This window comes from Streptomyces sp. A0958, assembly GCF_004795035.1.
In the GTDB taxonomy this organism is placed as follows: Bacteria; Actinomycetota; Actinomycetes; order Streptomycetales; family Streptomycetaceae; genus Streptomyces.
The window spans coordinates 259,974-280,093 of the sequence record NZ_SSBK01000006.1 but is presented as its reverse complement, the minus strand read 5'-3'; the positions used below and the strand labels follow the sequence as shown (position 1 = coordinate 280,093).

At 71.3% G+C, this 20,120-nt stretch carries 19 protein-coding genes; 4 read left to right on the top strand and 15 right to left on the bottom strand.

What is annotated here, in order from left to right; genetic code table 11:
- Positions 1-110 precede the first annotated feature (110 nt).
- Complete coding sequence (gene hemB / locus E6P78_RS09600; RefSeq protein WP_206307766.1) at positions 111-1,106, top strand: porphobilinogen synthase; 996 nt, start codon at positions 111-113, stop codon at positions 1,104-1,106.
- A gap of 7 nt (positions 1,107-1,113) precedes the next feature.
- Here hemB and E6P78_RS09595 read toward each other — a convergent pair whose 3' ends face one another.
- Positions 1,114-1,461, bottom strand: a complete 348-nt coding sequence (locus tag E6P78_RS09595) for a hypothetical protein (protein WP_136203089.1) — start codon at positions 1,459-1,461, stop codon at positions 1,114-1,116.
- A 190-nt stretch (positions 1,462-1,651) separates the two neighbouring features.
- Positions 1,652-2,389, bottom strand: coding sequence for a DUF4232 domain-containing protein (locus tag E6P78_RS09585; protein WP_136203088.1), 738 nt, complete (start codon positions 2,387-2,389; stop codon positions 1,652-1,654).
- A 410-nt stretch (positions 2,390-2,799) separates the two neighbouring features.
- Between E6P78_RS09585 and E6P78_RS09580 the strand changes: the two genes are divergently transcribed.
- Positions 2,800-4,182 (top strand): helix-turn-helix transcriptional regulator, encoded by a 1,383-nt coding sequence (locus E6P78_RS09580; protein ID WP_136203087.1) that lies wholly within the window; start codon positions 2,800-2,802, stop codon positions 4,180-4,182.
- On the opposite strand, the gene E6P78_RS09575 is transcribed toward E6P78_RS09580, so the two are convergent.
- From E6P78_RS09575 to argS, 8 genes are all read right to left on the bottom strand, one after another.
- Positions 4,152-4,361, bottom strand: a complete 210-nt coding sequence (locus tag E6P78_RS09575) for a hypothetical protein (protein WP_240799127.1) — start codon at positions 4,359-4,361, stop codon at positions 4,152-4,154. The genes E6P78_RS09580 and E6P78_RS09575 overlap by 31 nt on opposite strands.
- A 292-nt stretch (positions 4,362-4,653) precedes the next feature.
- A complete protein-coding gene (locus E6P78_RS09570) occupies positions 4,654-5,922 on the bottom strand; it encodes a choice-of-anchor A family protein (RefSeq protein ID WP_136203086.1) in 1,269 nt (422 codons plus the stop codon).
- 144 nt (positions 5,923-6,066) lie between these two features.
- Positions 6,067-6,864, bottom strand: coding sequence for a DUF4253 domain-containing protein (locus E6P78_RS09565; RefSeq protein ID WP_136203085.1), 798 nt, complete (start codon positions 6,862-6,864; stop codon positions 6,067-6,069).
- Positions 6,865-6,902: 38 nt separating this feature from the next.
- Positions 6,903-7,202 carry a DUF397 domain-containing protein gene (locus E6P78_RS09560; RefSeq protein ID WP_136203084.1) on the bottom strand — a complete coding sequence of 100 codons (300 nt, stop codon included), beginning with the start codon at positions 7,200-7,202 and terminating at the stop codon, positions 6,903-6,905.
- Positions 7,199-8,023 carry a helix-turn-helix transcriptional regulator gene (locus tag E6P78_RS09555; RefSeq protein ID WP_136203083.1) on the bottom strand — a complete coding sequence of 275 codons (825 nt, stop codon included), beginning with the start codon at positions 8,021-8,023 and terminating at the stop codon, positions 7,199-7,201. The genes E6P78_RS09560 and E6P78_RS09555 overlap by 4 nt, the downstream gene beginning before the upstream one ends.
- A gap of 71 nt (positions 8,024-8,094) precedes the next feature.
- Positions 8,095-9,642: a hypothetical protein gene (locus E6P78_RS09550; RefSeq protein ID WP_206307765.1), complete on the bottom strand. Its 1,548-nt coding sequence runs from the start codon at positions 9,640-9,642 to the stop codon at positions 8,095-8,097.
- A gap of 103 nt (positions 9,643-9,745) precedes the next feature.
- Positions 9,746-10,162, bottom strand: coding sequence for an ATP-binding protein (locus tag E6P78_RS09545; RefSeq protein ID WP_206307764.1), 417 nt, complete (start codon positions 10,160-10,162; stop codon positions 9,746-9,748).
- A gap of 164 nt (positions 10,163-10,326) precedes the next feature.
- Entirely contained in the window at positions 10,327-12,096 is a 1,770-nt protein-coding gene (gene argS, locus E6P78_RS09540) for an arginine--tRNA ligase (protein ID WP_136203135.1), read from the bottom strand.
- A 168-nt stretch (positions 12,097-12,264) separates the two neighbouring features.
- Between argS and lysS the strand changes: the two genes are divergently transcribed.
- Positions 12,265-14,031: a lysine--tRNA ligase gene (gene lysS / locus E6P78_RS09535; RefSeq protein ID WP_136203081.1), complete on the top strand. Its 1,767-nt coding sequence runs from the start codon at positions 12,265-12,267 to the stop codon at positions 14,029-14,031.
- A gap of 75 nt (positions 14,032-14,106) precedes the next feature.
- Here the strand turns inward: lysS and E6P78_RS09530 are convergent, their stop codons facing one another.
- The 3 genes from E6P78_RS09530 to E6P78_RS09520 form a co-directional block, all read right to left on the bottom strand.
- The gene (locus E6P78_RS09530) at positions 14,107-15,549 is read right to left on the bottom strand and encodes a DUF2637 domain-containing protein (protein ID WP_136203134.1); all 1,443 of its coding nucleotides are present in this window, start codon (positions 15,547-15,549) and stop codon (positions 14,107-14,109) included.
- Positions 15,550-15,676: 127 nt separating this feature from the next.
- Positions 15,677-16,471, bottom strand: coding sequence for a DUF3558 domain-containing protein (locus E6P78_RS09525; protein WP_136203080.1), 795 nt, complete (start codon positions 16,469-16,471; stop codon positions 15,677-15,679).
- A 190-nt stretch (positions 16,472-16,661) separates the two neighbouring features.
- On the bottom strand, positions 16,662-17,516 hold the full coding sequence (locus E6P78_RS09520; protein WP_136203079.1) for a DUF3558 domain-containing protein: 855 nt from the start codon (positions 17,514-17,516) through the stop codon (positions 16,662-16,664).
- Positions 17,517-17,686: 170 nt separating this feature from the next.
- On the opposite strand from E6P78_RS09520, the gene E6P78_RS09515 reads away from it, so the two are divergent.
- The gene (locus tag E6P78_RS09515; RefSeq protein WP_136203078.1) at positions 17,687-18,880 is read left to right on the top strand and encodes an RtcB family protein; all 1,194 of its coding nucleotides are present in this window, start codon (positions 17,687-17,689) and stop codon (positions 18,878-18,880) included.
- Positions 18,881-18,933: 53 nt separating this feature from the next.
- Here the strand turns inward: E6P78_RS09515 and E6P78_RS09510 are convergent, their stop codons facing one another.
- Positions 18,934-19,692 carry an SDR family NAD(P)-dependent oxidoreductase gene (locus tag E6P78_RS09510; RefSeq protein WP_136203077.1) on the bottom strand — a complete coding sequence of 253 codons (759 nt, stop codon included), beginning with the start codon at positions 19,690-19,692 and terminating at the stop codon, positions 18,934-18,936.
- 58 nt (positions 19,693-19,750) lie between these two features.
- Positions 19,751-20,086: a YnfA family protein gene (locus E6P78_RS09505; protein ID WP_136203076.1), complete on the bottom strand. Its 336-nt coding sequence runs from the start codon at positions 20,084-20,086 to the stop codon at positions 19,751-19,753.
- Positions 20,087-20,120 lie beyond the last annotated feature (34 nt).

Below are 20,120 nucleotides of genomic sequence, written 5' to 3'. Positions count from 1 at the left end.
GGGGCCCGGCCGCTTCTTCTCGAAGCGGCCGGGCCCCGCCTCGTTTCCCGGCCCGTTTCCCGGCACGGGTGTCGGCAAGAGCGTGATGTGTACGGGTCTAGTCTCGAAGGATGACTGTGTACGGAAACTTCCCCGGCTCCCGCCCCCGGCGGCTGCGGACGACCCCCGCGATGCGGCGGATGGTCGCCGAGACACGGCTCGACCCGGCGCATCTGATCCTGCCCGCCTTCGTGCGCGAGGGCATCGACGCCCCGGTCGCCATCTCGGCCATGCCCGGTGTGCAGCAGCACACCCTGGACACCCTGCGGAAGGCCGCCGTGGACGCGGTCTCGGCCGGGGTCTCGGGGATCATGCTGTTCGGTGTGCCCCTGGACGAGAAGAAGGACGGCCGGGGCACGGCCGGCACCGATCCGGAGGGCATCCTCCAGCTGGGTCTGCGCGCGGTGCGCGAGGAGGTCGGGGACGATCTCGTCGTCATGTCCGACCTGTGCCTGGACGAGTACACCGACCACGGCCACTGCGGTGTGCTGACCGGGGACGGCCGCGTCGACAACGACGCGACGCTGGAGCGGTACGCGGAGATGGCCCAGGTCCAGGCCGACGCGGGCGCCCATGTGGTCGGCCCCAGCGGCATGATGGACGGCCAGGTCGGCGTCGTCCGCGACGCGCTCGACCAGACCGGGCACGAGGACGTGTCGATCCTCGCGTACACCGCGAAGTACTCCTCCGCGTTCTACGGCCCGTTCCGCGAGGCCGTCGGCTCCTCGCTCCAGGGTGACCGCAAGACGTACCAGCAGGACCCGGCCAACATCCGCGAGTCGCTGCGCGAGCTGGCGCTCGACCTCGAAGAGGGCGCGGACATGGTCATGGTCAAGCCGGCCGGCCCGTACCTGGACATCCTGGCGAAGGTCGCCGAAGTGTCGGACGTGCCGGTCGCCGCGTACCAGATCAGCGGTGAGTACGCGATGATCGAGGCCGCCGCCGAGAAGGGCTGGATCGACCGGGACGCGGCGATCATGGAGAGCCTGACGGGCATCCGCCGGGCGGGTGCGCAGATGATCCTCACGTACTGGGCGACGGAGGTCGCGCAGCGACTGCGGGGCTGAGCGCCGCTCACGGCCAGTCCAGGAGGGCCATGAAGACGACCCACGCGAGGAACACGGTGACGGGTGCGGCCGCGGCGAGGACGACCGCGGCCGTCGGCTTGAGGCGGGCGCACACCCAGCTCGCGACCAGCACGCCCAGGGCCAGCACCAGGCCGCAGCGGGACGCCGTCCAGGCCGGGGCGAAGCTCGCGTCGAACCGGTGGGCGTCCGCCTCCGAGCACGAGTCGCAGGCCATCGGAGCGAGCGCGCCGAACGCGAGGGCGAGGAAGGCGAGCGGCAGCGTGACGACCGTGGAGGCCAGCGAGGCGATCCAGGTTCTGCGGGGGCGGTCGTCCGCGACGACGTGGTGAGACATGTGTGCGATTCCATCAGACGCGGCGACCGCGCACATGAGTTGTCGTACCTAGGTGGTTCCGCAACCCTGACTTCTTCACCGTCGTGCCGTCGAGCGGGACCGCCGCCCCCGCCGGAATCAGCGGGGGCGGCGGTCCCGCCATCGATGCGGACGGTACGCACCGGATCTCGTTCGACTTCGAGACGGCCGGTCAGTAGGTGAGCGCCTGGTCCATCTCGCTCTGCCAGTAGGTGACGAAGCCGTTGTCGTCCCAGTACGTCGTGCCGGGCAGCGTCAGCTCGGCCGGCGAGGAGTTGACGGGCGCGTTGCCGCGGTCGGCGAAGATGACCCCGAGGTGCTTGCTCTGGTACGGCTTCTGGCCGTTGGGCTCACCGGTCAGGGCGATGCCGGCGTACGCCGACTGGCCCGGGTCGAGCGTCACCACGGCCTGCGGCCGGCTGCTCTGCAGGACCTGGAACACCGCCTGCGCGCCGTCGAAGCGGAGCATGGGCGCGTGGTACGCGTAGCAGGGGCGGTCGCCCGTGTTGGTCGCCGTGAGCAGCAGGTGGTTGATCGGGCGGCTCACCTTGGTGACGGTGACCTTCGTGTTCGAGCCGGTGCACGTGACGGGGGACTTCGGCTTGGGGTTGGCCGGGGCCTTGGTCTTCGTGTCCGCGGCCGGGGTCTTCGGCTTCGTGTCCGCGACCGGGGTCTTCGGCTTGGCGTCGGCGGCGGGCTCGGTGTCGGTCGCCGACGTCGAGTCCTTGGCCGGGGTGGCCGAGGGCGCCGGGGAGTTCCCGCCGTCCTTGTCCGCCGTCGGGCCGGCCGCGGCGGCCGCGTCGGGCTTGCCGGTGTCGGTGCCCTCGTCCCCGCTGCACGCCGTGAGCGAGAGCGCGGCGAGCAGGGCGGTGGCTGCGAGAACGGTGGTGCGGATGCGGTTGCTGCGCATGGTGGTACTCCCCGTAGGCGTGTTCTGTGTGGTGCGGTCTGTGGTGCGGTCCGAGTCGTTCTGTGGTGCGGTCTTGGTCGTTCTGTGGCGCGCGGTCCGAGTCGTTCCGTGGTGCGCGGTCCGAGTCGTTCTGTGGTCAGTTCCGGCAGATCAGGAGCAGGACGATCGCGGTTGTCGCGATCACCACCCCGATGGCCAGGGCATCGGTCAACTCGATGCGGAAGAGGGTTCGCACTGCGTCGGTCCCCGTGGTCGCTGTGGTGTGATCCGAGCTTGCGGCACGGCGGATTCCGGCCGCAACGCCCGCCGCACCATTGGGGATGCTGGAATGCTTGCGCGTACTGTGACCTGGGCAGATTCCACGTCCCTGGAACGATGATCCGGGACGGACCAGGAGGGGGAACGCCGTAGTGGCGACGCCGGAGGCCGAGGAATTCGCGGGCCTGCTGAAGAAACTGAAGGACCGTTCGGGGCGCAGCTACGGGGTGCTGGCCGGCCGGCTGCACGTCAGTACGTCGACGCTCCACCGGTACTGCAACGGGGACGCGGTGCCGGGCGAGTACGCCCCCGTGGAGCGGTTCGCCCGCCTCTGCGAGGCCACGGCCGACGAGCTCGTGGAGCTGCACCGCCGGTGGATTCTCGCCGATGCGGCACGGCGGCGGGGGAAGCCGGACGCCCCCGTTGCGGGGGCGCAGGTTCCGGACGCGGTGCCGGAAGCGGACGCTCCGGTTGAGCCCGCCCCGCCCCCGGTTCCGGCTCCGGCTCCGGCTGAGCCCGCCTCGGCCACCGAGCCGGAGCCCGAACCCGTTCCCGAGGTCGAGCCCCATCCCGGTTTCGTCCCCGAGCCCTCCTCGCGTTGGCGCCGGGCCTCCGCCCGTACGCGGGTGCTGCTCGCCGCCGCTGCGGTCGTCGCGCTCACCGTGCCGACCGCCGTCGTCATCGGGCAGCTCAAGGAGACCGGTTCGGACGCCGCCGTGGGCGTGCCCGGTGGGCGGGACACGGGGGAGGGCAACGGGGCGGACGCCGTGTCCGAAAGCCCGGAGAGCCCGTCGGCGTCGGCGTCGGCGTCGGTCTCCGCGTCCGCGTCGGAGCGGGCCGGCGCCTCCGCGAGCGCCGGGTCCGCCAGTCCTTCCGTACGGTCCTCCGTCTCCGCCTCGCCCACCGCTGTGGGCGGTACCGGGGGGCCGCCGACCGTCACCATCAGCTCGTACAACTGGGAGGCGCCCTGCGGGCAGTTCTACCTGCTCAGCCAGGACCCGGCCACCGTCCCGCCCCCGCCCCCGCCCACCAGCACCCGGGGATGGGCCCGTTCGCTCGGCGGGGTGGACGGCGGCAGCATGAAGCTGGAACTCACCGTGCAGGGCAGCTCCCAGGCGGCCGTCGTCCTGACCGGCATGCACGTCCGCGTCCTGAGCCAGCGGGCCCCCGTGCAACAGCCGGCGTTCTCCATGGGCGAGGGCTGCGGGAGCGGCATCGAACCCCAGTCCTTCGACATCGACCTGGACAACAGCCGCCCGACGCTCACCCCGGTGGCGGGCACGCAGGGGGACGAGGTCGTGCCGGCGAAGGACTTCCCGTTCCGGGTCTCGTCCAGCGATGTGGAGGTCTTCGACCTGGACGCGCATGTGGAGGGCCACGACGTCAGCTGGTACCTGGAGCTGGAGTGGAGCAGCGGCGGCCGCACGGGGACGCTGCGCGTCGACGACGGCGGCCAGCCGTTCCGTACGAGCAGCATCGCGGGGCGGCCCGAGTACTACTACCGCTACGACACCTCGGTCTGGGAGAAGCGCTGACCGTCCTCCGCCGCCCGGCGGGTCGCTCCCTCGGCTTCCGCCCCGGCGAGTAACGAGATCACCTTGACCGCCACCCGCCGGTCCAGCGTCTCGTCCTGCGCCTCCCAGACCTCGCCCATGCCGCCCTCGCCAAGCCGGCGCACCAACCGGTAGCGGTCTCCCAGGAGTTGATCCCGCACTCTGGCCCCCTCGCCGGTGTCCTGCCCTCGGACTCGGCTCGCTCCGATCATGCCCGAAGGCGACCGGGCCCGTTGTGCACCCCGCCAAGGCGAAGTGCACGGAGTGCGGGGTTCCGGGGCCGATCGAGGCGCTGCCGGACGGGCTGTGCCGGGCCTGCCGTCAGGCTGACACGCCGAACCGTGCGCGTCGTCCGCGTCGTCCGCCGGGTGTGCCGTCGACGTCCGCGACCGGATCGCGGCCCTCAAGGACCTTGAGAAGTCGTCCTGAGGGCCGCGTTCCGGAAGGGATGGGTCAGGCGCGCTTGCGGCGGCGGGCCATGACGACCAGGCCGGCACCGGCGGCGACGACCACGGCGCCTCCGATGGTGATCGGGACCATGTTGCTGCTGCCGGTCGTCGCGAGGTCGCCCTCACCGGGCTGCGACGGGCCGGCGGACGGGGCCGGGGCGCCCGGCGTCGCGGAGCCCGACGGGGTGTCGGTCGGCGTGGCGCTGTCGGACGGCGGGGTCACCGAGGCCGACGGCGTGCCGGTCGCCGGGGGCGTCGTCGTGGGCGTACCGCTCGGGGTCGCGCTGGGCGACGGGGTCTCGGTGCCGGGGACCCCGGGCAGGCAGCCGGAGAACGGGAAGTGGTGCGTCTCCGCCCCGCCCGAACCGTGCAGCGAGGCCACCCACACCGAGCCGTTGACCGGCGCGGCCGTGCCCAGCTCCAGGTGGGCGTGGGGCGCCAGGACGCTGCCCGGCCAGGCGGCCTGGCTGTTCTTGACGACCTTGGTGGCGTCCGGGAAGTTCCACAGGAGCTTGGCCCGGACCGCGCCGCCGGACGCGCTCTGCAGCTTGTCGTCCAGGACGAAGTCCTGACCGCCCGACAGGAAGAAGCCCGTGGTGCGGGCCGCCGCCATGTCGTACTCCTGGCCGCTGACGTTGACGATCGTCGTCGCCCCGGCCGGGACCTTGATGAAGACCTCCTTCGCCTTCTCCAGCTGCGCCGCCGGTACGGAGAAGACGTTGCGGGCGTTGTCCGTGCCGGTCAGCGTCAGGCGGTCCCCGTCGAGCCGCACCTCGGCGCCCGAGGTCGCGGACTCCTTGGCCAGCGCGGCGGAGTAGGACCGGAGCTTGGCGAACTCCCCGTCGAAGTCGATCAGGTCGGCCTTCTGGCTGAAGCTGCCGTTGTGCAGCTCGACGGCACGGTCCTTGACCTGGCCGCCGACCACCGCGTTGCCCTTCATCACGACGGTGGCCGAACCGCCGTTGAGCAGGTCACCGCGCACGACGAGCGAGGCCCGGCCGGGCAGGGCGTCGACCTCGGCGGCCGACAGCTCGTTGGCGACGCTGAACCCGCCCCGGAAGTCCGCGTTGCCGCCGACGGCCACCGCGCCCTCCGCGTCGGGCGAGTGGACGTCGTCCCCCAGGACGAACTCGCCGTACTTGCCGGCGATCCCGAAGGCGTCGGTGGTGCAGTCCGCCGAGGCGGGGGTGGCCTGGGCGGCCGGAGCGACGGTGAGCCCGAGGACGAGGGCACCGCCGAGCGCCGCGAGTGCGGCAGAGGTGGGTATGCGCATAGTGGGTGGTTCTCCTGCGGGGCAGTTATGAAGGTTCTGTGGCGACTCCGGTCATGATTCCCATAGTTGCGAAAATTGGTCAAGACCAATGCGTGATTCGGTACCTGGTGGTGAGGCGCGGGGGCGGGGCGGGGCAGGCCCGGCTCAGTCCCACCAGAACGCCCAGGTCTCCTGCTTGAGGAGTGCCGTCTCCGCGTACGCGCGGAGCGTGTTGAGGCTGGACTGCTGGACGTTGTCCGGGCAGAACGCGAAGTGTTCCGCCGCCAGCGCCTCCGCCTCGGCCATCGTCGTGGGCGGGCGGCTCACCGAGAGCACCAGGGTGTCGAACCCGAGCACGAGGACCCGTGCCCCGTACCGGTCCTCCCAGGAGCGCAGCACCGCGCTGAGCCTCGCCACGTCGTTCTCATGATTCGCCGGGCCGGACCAGCCGATCGCCGCCGGTATGTCCGCGCTGCGGCGCGCGGGGACCAGCGCGATCCGTATCCCCGCCATCGGGCTCCCCGGAGCGGTCAGCTGGTCCGCGATCTCGGCCGCGAGGGCATCCGGCTCGTCCGGTCCCGCCTCGGACGGGCTCGGCGCGAGGCCCGGCCACGCGCCGTCCGAGTCCACGAGGCCCGGCTCGTCGCTCTCGTGCGCCTCCCATGCCTCGGTCAGCACGGTCTCGGCGTCATGATCGCCCGGATACGACGTACTCGCCGGGTCCAGGTCCCAGTCCTCCGGCCACGCGGCACGCCTGCCGCCGTCGACCAGGACCGGCAGCAGACCGGCCGGCCGCCCGGCGGCGCGCAGCTCGGCCCAGACCCCGGGGGTCGCGGGCCCGTCCGCGTACCAGAGGAGGGGTTCGTGCCAGGTCTCGTCGATCGTGGTGTCCACGAGCGTGCCGGGCGGGAGTTCCAGCCCGGCATCGGCCGGTGAACGAAGTGCATTCGGGAGCGTCGCCATATCGGTGACTCTAAGTGCCCCCACTGACAGTGGACTTCTCAGCGCCCCACATGCCCGGTGAACGCGGCCCAGGCGGCGGGCGCGATGGTGAAGACGGGGCCCTCCAGGTTCTTGGAGTCACGTACGTGCACGGCGGCAGGGTGCGCGGCGACCTCGACGCAGGCACCGCCCTCGTCGCCGCTGTGGCTGGACTTGACCCAGTGGTAAGCGACTTCGAGGCACTGGCCGCCCTCGTCACCGCTGTAACTCGACTTGAACCAGTCGTAGGCGACTTCGAGGCACTGGCCGCCTTCGCTGCCGCTGTAGCTGGACTTGAACCACGTACGTGCAGTGCTCATTGCTCTCCCAGCAACCTGTCCAAGAAGGCCCTCGTCTCTTCAGGCGTGAGGGCCTGGGCTCGCAGCATCGCATACTTCTGCGCGAGGATGCTGACCTCGTCGGGGTCGGAGATGAGCAGGCTGCCGCGCTGCGTCTCGGAATACCCGACGCGCTGGAAGTCCGGGGTTTCGAGCAGGGTGAAGGGGCCGTTCAGACCGGCGTGCGTCCGGTGGTTCAGGGGCAGGATCTGGATGCAGACGCCCGGGAGGTCGGCGCAGCGGCGGAGATGGCGCAGCTGCTCCATGTGCTCCTCGTCGCTGAGGAGTTGCATCCTCACCGCGGGCTCCCAGATCACGAAGCTGATCGTCGGCGGGTTGTCGCGGTGCATGATCTCCTGGCGCTTCAGCCGGTTCGCGGTCTGGTCCGCGATCTGCTCCTCGCTGAAGACGGGGACGCGGTTGCGGAAGACCGCGCGGGCGTACGCCTCGGTCTGGAGCAGGCCCGGCAGCAGCTGGTTGTCGTACCAGGACAGGGACAGCGCCTCCTGCTCCAGGTCCATGTACTCCTCGGCCCAGACCGGGATCAGGTCGGTCTCCGGCAGGTGTTCCAGCGCCGTGATGAGCGCCCCCTTGGTGTCCAGGATGGCGTCCAGGACACGGGCCAGCGCGGGAACCAGGTTCCTGCGGCCCTGCTCGATGGAGGCGATGGTTTCCGGCTGGACGTTGGCCTCGTCAGCGAGTTGATGCTGAGTCAGGCCGCTCGCCCGACGGAACCGGGCGACCAGCGCGCCCACGAGCTTCTTGGCCGTCGCGTCTTTGCGCAGGCGGTTGTTCTTTTGCATACGGAGCCCACTCCCCACCCGGGCCCCTGCTTCACGCGCGCCCGACCCGTACAAGATACGTGTACGGGTGGTTACAGTGCGCGATCATCGCGAAGCAGAGCCGCGTCCAGGGCCGTGCGGACGGCCTTCGTGGCGGTCTCGTGGTCGAGACCGGGCTCGTTCATGACGACCGTGCCGTAACTGCCGTTGTCCACCCAGCTGCACGCCACGCGGGAGCCGGGGGTCTCCGAGTCGTTCGCGTACGAGACGCAGCGGAGCCGGCGGCCGTCCGGACCCGGGTCCGGCTTCCAGACCCCGTCGATGGTCGAGTCCGACTCGGCGAGCCCCAGTTCGTAGCCCTTGAGGGCTTTGTCGGGGGTGTTGCGGAAGTCGCCCACCGCGCCGAAGACGAGGGCGGCCGGGCCGATGGGGCCATCCGGGTCCGCGAGGTCGCCGTAGACGTAGGCGAACGCGCCCTCGGCGTTCAGGGCCTGGGTCCACAGCGAGGCCATGTCCGAGCTGACGCCGTCCACCACCGGGACGGCGGAGAACAGCGGGGCGCCCCGGAACGTCTTCGGTGCCGTCGCCGTGTAGTGCGGATAGCTCGTGTCCGCCGGGTACTTGAGCGCCAGCGGCGAGACCACCGCGAACACCGCCAGGGTGAGGGCCGTGCCCAGCAGCACGAAGTCCCGGGCGCCGGGCGGGGGCGGCGGGGGCAGGGGACTCGCCGGTTCGGGCGCGCCCTCCGGGAGCGGCGGTGTGCGGTGGACGGCGCGGGAACGGGCGCCGCTCTCCAGGACGGCGAGCAGGCGGTACGGGACGAGGGTGAGGAGCGCGGCGGCCCCCGCCCACATCGACCAGGGCGCGGCCGACTCGGGGACGAGGGCGACGGCGCCCACGGCCAGGACGGCGAGCACGCTCAGATACGGGGCCCTGACCTGGCCCAGGAGCAGCCTCCGGCCGGGGTGGAGGAACGCGGTGAGCGTTTCGGCACGGATGGCCAGACGCAGGTCGTACGGGTGCTGCCCCGCCTCCTCGTCGGCTCGGCGGGCCGCCTCCGCCAGGTTCGGAGCGGCGGCCAGGGCGCTGCGGACGTCGTGGCGCTGGGTGTGGGAGACGGAGAGGCGGGGCGTCGGGGGCTGTGCGGCCCAGACCGGGGCCGGGTCGCTGAGCCGGAGCGCTTCCGGTGAGCCGGGGGCCAGTTCGGCGACGCGGGCCATGAGACGGTCGGCGCGGGCGTGGCGGCCGGGGCGGTCCAGCGCGTCGGCCGCCCGGCAGAGTTCGGCGTACGCGGTGAGCAGGGCAAGGTGGTCGGGAAAGGCGTCGAGCCCCCGGCGGTAGGCGCGTTCGGCCTCGTCGTCGTGGTCGTCCTCGTCCTCGGCGACGTGCGCCTGGCCCAGCAGGAGGTACAGGTCGGGGTCGGGGCCGTACGCCTCCAGCGCGGCGGCGGCCTGCTCGCGGGCGGCCGCCGGGCGCTTGCTCCGGAGGGCTTCCCGGACGGCTGCCGCGGCGGCCTCGGACGCGGCCCGTGCCCCGGGCTCCGGTCTCGGTCCCTCCGGCGGCGGTGCCGTTTCGGGCGTGTTCGTCTGCCCGGCGTCCTGCATGTGATCCCCACCCCTGGTGACGCGTCCGGTGCTCACCGGACGCGTCACCATCCCCTGCGGCGGGGCGCGCGGTCAACGCCATTTGGGTGACGATGCCGCGGGGTACGCCTTTCGTTTTCCCGGGAAAGCGAGTGGGGGGTCAGCGGGCCATTGTCGCGCTGATGATCTTTCCCTGGCCCATGTGGTTCCGGACGGTGACTTTCCTGGCCAATTTCAGGACCAGCGGCCAGCCGAAACCTCCGGCCGCGCCGCTCATGTCCGGGACGCGCTGCTGCGGGCTGTCGGGGCTGGGGTCGGCGACCTGTACGTACAGCGCCTTCTCGTCGGCTCCGAACGCCAGGGCGGTGACGGCCCCGGCGTGGCGTACCGCGTTCGTCACCAGCTCCGAGACGAGCAGCAGCAGGTCCTGGGCCGCCGAGGGCGAGGGCAGGGGATCGAGCGCTTCCACGAATGCGACAGCCGCCGCACGGGCTTCGGCCGCTTTCGCCGGCGGGGGCACGGTCTCGGTAATGGCCTCCGGCGAAGGCGGGTCATGTGCTGTGCAATGGTCACTCATCTTTCGCCCCCAGAGAAAGGTTCGTCGAACGGCCTGAATTCTTCTTTTGCCCCCGAGACGCGTTGCGTACCCGAATAATTTCGGGGGCATCCGAGAAAGGCGGGGCCCGGCGCACCGGAGTGCTGCCGGGCCCCGCCTTCCGCTTACGGCGTGCGCCGGTGTGCTCAGAGCCGTTCGGGGGTCCGGATGCCGAGCAGCGCCATGCCCTTGTGCAGGGTGCGGGCGGTGAGGTCGCAGAGGAACAGCCGGTTCTCCACGACCTCGGCCGGGTTGTCCTCGCTCAGGACGTGGCACTGGTCGTAGAACGTCGTGAAGAGCGACGCGAGCTGGTAGAGGTACGCGGCCAGCTTGTGCGGCTCGTAGCCGGTGGCCACCTCCGCCAGCACCTCGCCGAACTGGTCCAGGTGCAGGCCGAGCGCCCGCTCCGCCGGCGCCAGCTCCAGCTCCGGGTGCGCGACCGGCTTCGCGTCCCCGGCCCTGCGCAGGATCGACCGGATGCGCGCGTACGCGTACTGGAGGTACACCGACGTGTCGCCGTTCAGCGACACCATCTGGTCCAGGTCGAACTTGTAGTCCCGCACGGCGGAGGTCGACAGGTCCGCGTACTTCACGGCGCCCACGCCGACGTACCGGCCGTTCTCGACGATCTCCTCCTCGGACAGGCCCACCTTCTCGGCCTTCTCCCGGACCACGGCCGTCGCCCGCTCGACCGCCTCGTCCAGCAGGTCCTCCAGCCGGACCGTGACGCCCTCACGGGTCTTGAACGGCTTGCCGTCCTTGCCGAGCACCGTGCCGAAGGCGAGCTGGTGCGCCTTGACGTCGTCGTTCAGCCAGCCGGCCCGGCGGGCCGTCTCGAAGACCATCTTGAAGTGCAGGGACTGCCGCGCGTCCACCACGTACAGCAGGGTGTCCGCCTTGAGGTTCCGCACCCGGTCGCGGATCGCGGAGAGGTCGGTCGCCGCGTAGCCGTAGCCGCCGTTGGTCTTCTTGACGATCAGCGGGACCTTGTTGCCGTCGGGGCCCAGCACGTCGTCGAAGAAGACGCAGAGCGCACCCTCGGAGCGGACGGCGACGCCCGTCTCCTCCAGGATGCGGCAGGTCTCCTCCAGCATGTCGTTGTACCCGGACTCGCCGACGATGTCGGGGTCGCTGATCTCCATGTCGAGCTTGTCGAAGACCGAGTAGAAGTAGATCTTCGACTCGTCCACGAACCGCTGCCACATGGCCAGCGTCTCCGCGTCCCCGGCCTGGAGCGCGACCACCCGGTCCCGGGAGCGGGCCTTGAACTCCTCGTCCGAGTCGAACAGGGCCCTGGACGCCTTGTAGAGCCGGTTGAGCGAGGACATGGCGGCCTCGCCGTCCTCCTTGCCGCCCTCGTGGTCCAGCTGGTCCGGGTGCTCGATGAGGTACTGGATGAGCATGCCGAACTGGGTGCCCCAGTCACCGATGTGGTGGCGCCGGACCACGGACTCGCCGGTGAACTCCAGGATCTGCACCATCGCGTCACCGATCACGGCGGACCGCAGGTGGCCCACGTGCATCTCCTTGGCCACGTTCGGCTGGGCGTAGTCGATGACGGTGGTGCCCGCCGCGTCGTTCGCCGGGATGCCGAGCCGGTCGCCGTCGGCGGCGCGCGCCGCGAGGGTCTCGGTGATCGCCCGGTCGGTGAGCGTGACGTTCAGGAAGCCGGGGCCGGAGACCTCGATGTCCTTGATCAGCTCGGAGGCCGGGAGGGCGGCCGTGACCCGGTCGGCCAGCTCGCGCGGGTTGCCCTTGAGCTTCTTGGCGAGCGCCAGGATGCCGTTGGCCTGGAAGTCGGCCCGGTCGCTTCGGCGCAGCAGCGGGTCCGCGGTGCCGGCCTCCGGCAGTGCTGCCGTCAGGGCGTCCGCCAGCTGCTGCTGGAGCGTGGAAGCGAGGGAATTGACCGAGGCCATGAGCTGGCTGCCGTTTCCGTAGGGGTACAAGGGATGACCTCAAGTATCCCACGGCGTGTAAACGGGTTTTCCGCCCGTGCCGCAGGGCCCCGTAAAGCCGTTTTCGCGCTGCGGGCCGCACCTGGGAGAATGGGCGGTGCCCCTACGAGTCCTACCCGAGAGAAGGACGTGCCGACCGTGGCTCAGAGTCAGAGCAGCACCGAGACCGACTGGGTCTCCCGCTTCGCGGACGAGGTCATCGCCGAATCGGAGCGTCGTGCGCCTGGCAAACCGGTCGTCGTCGCCTCCGGCCTCTCCCCGTCGGGCCCGATCCACCTCGGCAACCTCCGCGAGGTCATGACCCCGCACCTGGTCGCCGACGAGATCCGCCGCCGCGGCCACACCGTGCGGCACCTGATCTCCTGGGACGACTACGACCGCTACCGCAAGGTGCCGAACGGCGTCCCGGGCGTGGACGAGACCTGGGCCGAGCACATCGGCAAGCCGCTGACCTCGGTGCCCGCGCCCGCCGGGTCCTCGTATCCGAACTGGGCCGAGCACTTCAAGGCCGCGATGACCGCGTCCCTGGACGAGCTGGGCGTCGAGTACGACGGCATCAGCCAGACCGAGCAGTACCTCGCGGGCACCTACCGCGAGCAGATCCTGCACGCGATGCGCCACCGCGCCGACATCGACGCCGTCCTCGACCGCTACCGCACCAAGAAGGACCCGGCGGCCGGCGGTGCCAAGGGCGGCAAGAAGCCGCAGCAGCAGAAGAAGGTGGACGAAGCCGAGCTGGAGGCCGAGGCCGGTTCCGGCGCGGCGAGCGAGGACGACGGCAGCGGCGGTTCCGCTGGCTACTTCCCGTACAAGCCCTACTGCGGCAACTGCGAGAAGGACCTCACCACCGTCACCTCGTACGACGACGACTCCACCGAGCTGAACTACGCCTGCTCGGCCTGCGGCTTCGCCGAAACGGTCCGCCTGAGCGAGTTCAACCGCGGCAAGCTGGTCTGGAAGGTCGACTGGCCGATGCGCTGGGCGTACGAGGGCGTGATCTTCGAGCCCTCGGGCGTCGACCACTCCTCGCCCGGCTCCTCCTTCGTCGTCGGCGGCCAGATCGTCCGCGAGATCTTCGACGGCGTCCAGCCGATCGGCCCGATGTACGCCTTCGTCGGCATCTCCGGCATGGCCAAGATGTCCTCCAGCAAGGGCGGCGTGCCGACCCCGGCCGACGCGCTGAAGATCATGGAGGCGCCGCTGCTGCGCTGGCTCTACGCCCGCCGCAAGCCCAACCAGTCCTTCAAGATCGCCTTCGACCAGGAGATCCAGCGGCTCTACGACGAGTGGGACTCGCTGGGCCGCAAGGTCGCCGACGGCTCCGTGCTGCCGGCCGACGCCGCCGCGTACGCCCGCGCGGTCGGCACCGCGGCCGGTGAGCTGCCGAGCACGCCGCGCCCGCTGCCGTACCGCACCCTCGCCTCCGTCGCCGACATCACGGCCGGTGCGGAGGACCAGACGCTGCGCATTCTCAGCGAGCTGGACCCGGCGAACCCGCTGACCTCGCTGGACGAGGCCCGGCCGCGCCTCGACCGCGCCGAGTCCTGGATCACCACCCAGGTCCCGGCCGAGGCCCGCACCGTCGTCCGCGACGAGCCGGACAAGGACCTGCTGGGCTCGCTCGACGAGCAGGGCCGCGAGTCGCTGCGGCTGCTGATCGAGGGGCTGGACACGCACTGGTCCCTGGACGGGCTGACCACCCTCGTCTACGGCGTGCCGAAGGTCCTCGCCGGTCTGGAGCCGGACGCGAAGCCGACGCCCGAGCTGAAGACCGCCCAGCGGTCCTTCTTCGCCCTGCTGTACCGGCTGCTCGTCAGCCGTGACACGGGGCCCCGCCTGCCCACGCTGCTGCTCGCGGTCGGGGCGGACCGGGTGCGGAGGCTGCTGGGCGCGTGAGCGCGCGGATGCGCTGAAGGGCCGTCCCCCCGCGGTGGGGGGCGGCCCTTCGGTTTTGCGTCTGTGGTTCCCCGGTCAGGCGATGTGGTCGGCTTCGAGCTCTGCCTGCTCCGCGGCGTAGCGCTCCTTGAACAGCGGCATCAGCTGCCGGATCAGGGCCTCGCTGCGCGGGTGCCGCACGTTGTGCCCGTCCGACAGGTGTATGTCGAGCACCGCGATGCTCGGGTAGTCATGGTTCTCGGTCACGAACGCCGCGAACACCTCGTACGCGATCTCGCTGAACTCCGCGTCCTCCTGCGCCCATTCCTCGGCCCATTCCTCGGCGGCCTCGGTCACGGGCTGCTCCGGCAGCGGCTGCTGGATGTGCGGCGGCTGGATGTGCTGCTGCGGGAGCGGTTGCTGCGGGAACTGCTGCTCGGTGAGGGCGTCTGGGGCGGTGCTGCCCACCGTTCCCACGTTGCCCAGGGGGCGGGTGCGGCCGTTGGGGCCCGAGGGGACCTGGAGCGGGGCGGGCTCGGGGCCTTCGTAGCCCGGGTCGTACCCGCCCTCGTAGACCTTGGCGGTCGCCTGCGCCGGGAACCAGGGGTTCTCGTCGGAGGCGGGCTGCTGGGGGGCCTGGGCCGCCTGGGGGTGGTCCTCGGGCTGCTGGTGCGGCTGGGGCTGCTGGTGCTCGTGGGGCTGCTGCTGCGGCTGCGGCTGCTGGTGGTCCTGGGGGGCTGTGGCAGCTGTGGGGGCCGGGGGGCCTGCGGGAGCTTCCGGGTGGGCGGTCCGGGGGAGTTCGGGGTGCTGCTGGGCCGTCTCCACGACGGCGGGGGCCGGGGCCGGGGGGAGGAGGGCCGGTTCGATGCCGGCGGCGGCCAGGCCGGCGGGGCCGGTTTCGGCCAGCGGGATGCCGTACTTCGCGAGGCGGAGCGGCATCAGGGCCTCGACGGGCGCCTTGCGGCGCCAGTTGCGGCCGTAGCGGGCCTGGAGGCGGGCCTGATAGATCAGCCGGTCCTGTTCGAGCTTGATGACCTGCTCGTAACTGCGCAGCTCCCACAGCTTCATGCGGCGCCAGAGGCGGAAGGTGGGGACGGGGGAGAGGAGCCAGCGGGTGAGGCGGACGCCTTCCATGTGCTTGTCGGCGGTGATGTCCGCGATCCGGCCCACCGCGTGGCGGGCGGCCTCGACGGAGACCACGAACAGGACCGGGATCACGGCGTGCATGCCGACGCCGAGCGGGTCGGGCCAGGCCGCGGCGCCGTTGAACGCGATGGTCGCGGCCGTCAGGAGCCAGGCCGTCTGCCGCAGCAGCGGGAAGGGGATGCGCAGCCAGGTCAGCAGCAGGTCCAGGGCCAGCAGGACGCAGATGCCCGCGTCGATGCCGATCGGGAAGACCAGCGAGAAGTCCCCGAACCCCTTCTGCAGGGCCAGCTCGCGCACCGCCGCGTAGGAACCGGCGAAGCCGATCGCGGCGATCAGCACCGCGCCGGCCACCACCAACCCGATCAGCACGCGATGCGTGCGCGTCAGCTGCATCGCAGCCACCCCCCATCCCCTCCCTGTTCCCTTGTCCTCGTGCCCTTGGCTTGTTTCCGGCGGGCACAGCCTGGCACATGTGTGCGAGGGGTGTCGCGGGGGGAGGGGAGAAGGCCGGTCCCGGGTGTCAGTCCGACTTCTTGGACTTGGCCGACGAACTGGGGGAGTTGGAGGTCTTCGGCTCCGGGGAGCCGCTGGGCTCCTCCTTGCTGCCGTTGGCGTCGGCGACGGCGGCGACCGCGTCCTTGGCCGCCATCGTGGCGCCCTTCAGGACGGTCTCGGCGGTGGGGGTCTTCGAGCCCGCGTAACCCGCGCCGTTGTAGTTGACGACGACGACCACGTTCCCCGTACGGGCGACGATCGTCGTGTACCTGAAGTCCTCGCCCGTCTTGGTCACGTCATACGTGATCTTGGTCGCCTGGTCGCCGAAGCCGGTGACGGGGGCGGACTTGACGTTCTTCGCGCCGTCCGTCGCCTGGGCCTTGCCGACCTGCTTGGCGAAGTCGTCCCCGGCGCGCGAGGCCCCGCTGCCCAGGGTCTGGTCCGAGGTGAAGCGGGTGAAGCCGACGTCCAGCCAGCGGTACTGGGAGCCCTTGACGCCCTTGTCGGCCAGGCCGTTCCAGGAACAGCTGCCCCGGGCCGAGGAGTCGCTGGACTTGCCGCGGGTGCCCTTCGCGCTCTTGGCCGAGGGCACCAGGGACTTGACGGTCTTCGCCTTGACCGACGCGCAGGGGTCCGGCAGCTCGGCGAACTTCGCCGCCTCGACGGCCGGTTCCGACTTCGTCGCCTCCGGCGAGGCCGAAGCGGACGAGTCCGCCTCCTTCTTGCCGTCGGAGTCCGACGAGCAGCCGGCGACGACGAGCATCACCGGGACGGCGGCGCAGGCGAGTATGCGGGGGAGTCGCGAGGCTGATCGGTGCATGGTTCCTTCAGTCGGATGGCGCGGCGGTCGGGGGACGGTTGCGCGGCGGTAGCCGTGCGGAGGCAGGCGGCGGCGGGCGGCCGCCGGTGGCTCCGGAGGGCCACGGTACGACGGACGGCGGCCGGATGCCGCCTCGGCCGGACGGCCCGGGGAGCGGTCCGGGCCGGGGCCGGGCGGGCCGCGGGCGGCGTCAGGCGTTGAACGATTCGACCAGCCGCCGCGCCAGTGCCTGGGCCTTCTCCTGGAGTTCCTTGCTGTCGGGGACCTGTGTGGAGAGGGCCGGCTGGGCCGTGTACTCGATGGTGACGATGACGTTCGATGTGCGGAACACCACGCTCACCGTGCGGTGCTGCGCGGTGGAACCCGCCCGGGTGAGCAGATCGTCCAGGAACGCGCTGTCGCCGAGCTTGTCGAGGAGCCGGGGCTGAAGGTTCTCGGCGGGGCTGCCGCCGGTGTCCCCGTCGGACGTGCCGCCGTCGGCGGTCGCGTCCGACGACTTGCCGTCGGTGTCCGCGTCGCCGCTCGGGTCGCCGCTCGCGTCCGGGTCCGCCTTGCCGGAGCCGGACGCGGAGGTGTCGTGGGTGCCGCCGGTCGCGCCGCCCGACGGGAGGGAGGAGGTGGGGAGGTCGGCCGCCGCCTCCTTCTTCGCGTACACCTCGCGGGCGCGGTCGTCGTCGCTCACCGACGTGTCGTAGGAGACGACGCGCTCGAAGTCCAGGTGGATGCTGCGGGCGCCCTCGGGGGCGTCGGACTTCCAGCGGCAGCCGATCCTGCGGTCGGTGTCGTAGGTGACCGTGGCGGCACCCTCGTACACCTTCTCCTGCTGGGCCTCGGGCATCTCGGCGGTGCCGGGCAGGAGGTCCTTGAGGGTGGCGAGCGGGATGGCGCGGCAGGCGTCGGGGAGGGTGCGGTACTTGCCCGGGGGCGCGGACGACGCGGCCGGTGTCCCGGGCTTGCTGTCGGGGGCGGAACCGCCGCTTCCGGAGTCGCTGGAGCAGCCGGCGGCGAGCGCCGCGATGAGCACGGCGCCGGCCGCGTACGCCATTCGTCGCACGGTCCTGGGCTCCCTTCGTGCGAAAAACGGTTGCCGCTCGATGACGGCCGGTGGACACAATGTGTATCGCACGCGCCGCTGTGAATGCCGGTCGGCCGACCTTATTGCCGATCTTGGCGCCGGTTTTGCGCTTTCAGTCTTTTCGGGGGAATCGAGGGGTTATGTCGTATGTAGAGGTACCGGGGGCGAAGGTTCCCATCCGGATGTGGGCCGATCCGGCTTCGGTCGAGGACGTGGCGATGCAGCAGCTGCGCAACGTCGCCACGCTGCCCTGGATCAAGGGCCTGGCCGTCATGCCCGACGTCCACTTCGGCAAGGGCGCCACCGTCGGCTCGGTGATCGCGATGCACGGGGCGGTCTGCCCGGCCGCGGTCGGCGTGGACATCGGCTGCGGCATGTCCGCGGTGAAGACCTCGCTGACCGCCAACGATCTGCCCGGGGACCTGTCCGGGCTCCGCTCGAAGATCGAGCAGGCCATTCCGGTGGGCCGGGGGATGCACGACGAGCCGGTGGGCCCGTCCGGTCTGTACGGGCTGGCGGCACCGGGCTGGGACGACTTCTGGGGACGGTTCGACGGGGTGGCCGAAGCGGTCAAATTCCGTCAGGAACGGGCGACGAAGCAGATGGGAACGCTCGGATCGGGAAATCATTTCATCGAGTTCTGTCTCGATGAGTCGGGTTCGGTCTGGCTGATGCTGCACTCCGGGTCCCGGAACATCGGCAAGGAGCTGGCCGACTTCCATATCGGCCAGGCGCAGAAGCTCCCGCACAACCAGGGCCTGGTCGACCGTGACCTGGCGGTCTTCCTCGCGGACACCGAGCCCATGCGCGACTACCGCAACGACCTGTTCTGGGCGCAGGAGTACGCCAAGCACAACCGCGCGGTCATGATGGCGCTCTTCCAGAACGTCGTCCGCAAGGAGTTCAAGAAGGCCAAGGTCACGTTCGAGCCGGTCATCTCCTGCCACCACAACTACGTGGCGGAGGAGCGGTACGACGGGATGGACCTGCTGGTCACCCGCAAGGGCGCCATCCGGGCCGGCTTCGGCGACTTCGGGATCATCCCCGGCTCGATGGGCACCGGCTCGTACATCGTCAAGGGACTCGGCAACGCGAAGTCCTTCAACTCGGCCTCGCACGGCGCGGGCCGGAAGATGAGCCGGAACGCGGCGAAGAAGCGGTTCTCGACCAAGGACCTGGCGGACCAGACGCGGGGCGTGGAGTGCCGCAAGGACTCCGGCGTCGTGGACGAGATCCCGGGCGCCTACAAGCCGATCGAGAAGGTCATCGACCAGCAGCGCGACCTGGTCGAGGTCGTCGCGAAGCTGAAGCAGGTCATCTGCGTGAAGGGCTGAGCCCGGCCCTGCGGTGTGGGGCAGGGCTGAGCCGGGCCCTGTGGTGCGGGGGTTCAGTTCGTGCGGTGGACCTTCGAGTTGGAGGCCTGGGCGCGGGGGCGGACCACCAGGAGGTCGATGTTGACGTGGCTGGGGCGGGTCACGGCCCAGGTGATCGTGTCGGCCACGTCGTCGGCGGTGAGGGGGGCGTCGACGCCCGCGTAGACCTTGGCGGCCTTCTCGGTGTCCCCGCGGAAGCGCGTGGTGGCGAACTCCTCGGTCTTGACCATGCCCGGGGCGACCTCGATGACGCGGACCGGGGTGCCGACGATCTCCAGGCGCAGGGTCTCGGCCAGGACGTGGGCGCCGTGCTTGGCGGCCACGTACCCGGCGCCGCCCTCGTAGGTGGACAGGCCCGCGGTCGAGGAGAGGACGACCACCGTGCCGTCGCCGCTCGCGGTGAGGGCGGGAAGCAGGGCCTGGGTCACGTTGAGCGTGCCGATGACGTTGGTCTCGTACATCTGGCGCCAGTCCTGCGGGTCACCCGTGGCGACCGGGTCGGCTCCGAGCGCGCCGCCCGCGTTGTTGACGAGGACGGCGAGGCCGCGGAACGCGGTGGCGAACTCGTCGACCGCGGCGCGGTCCGTGACGTCCAGGGCGTAGGCCGTCGCCTGGTGGCCCGCCTCGGTGAGTTCGGCGGCCAGCGCCTCGATGCGGTCCTTGCGGCGGGCGGTGAGCACGACGCGGTAGCCGGCGGCCGCCAGCTGCCGGGCGGTCGCGGCACCGATGCCGCTGCTCGCTCCGGTGATGACGGCGATGGGGGATGCGGCCATGACGGGCTCCTCGGACAGCTGATCGGTAGGGGCCCAGGATAGGCAGGGCCGTCGTGGATCAGTGGTTGCGGGGGGCGTACATGATCACGGCCATCCCGGCCAGACAGACCAGCGCGCCCGTCACGTCCCAGCGGTCCGGGCGGTAGCCGTCGGCAGCCATCCCCCAGGCGATCGACCCCGCGACGAAGACCCCGCCGTACGCCGCGAGCACCCGCCCGAACTCGCCGTCCGGCTGGAGCGTCGCCACGAAGCCGTACGTGCCCAGCGCGATGACCCCCGCGCCGATCCAGGCCCAGCCGCGGTGTTCGCGCACGCCCTGCCAGACGAGCCAGGCGCCGCCGATCTCGAAGAGCGCGGCGAGGACGAACAGGGCGGTGGAGCGGAGCACGGACATGGGAGCAGGGTGCCATGGGCCGCGTACCGCAGGA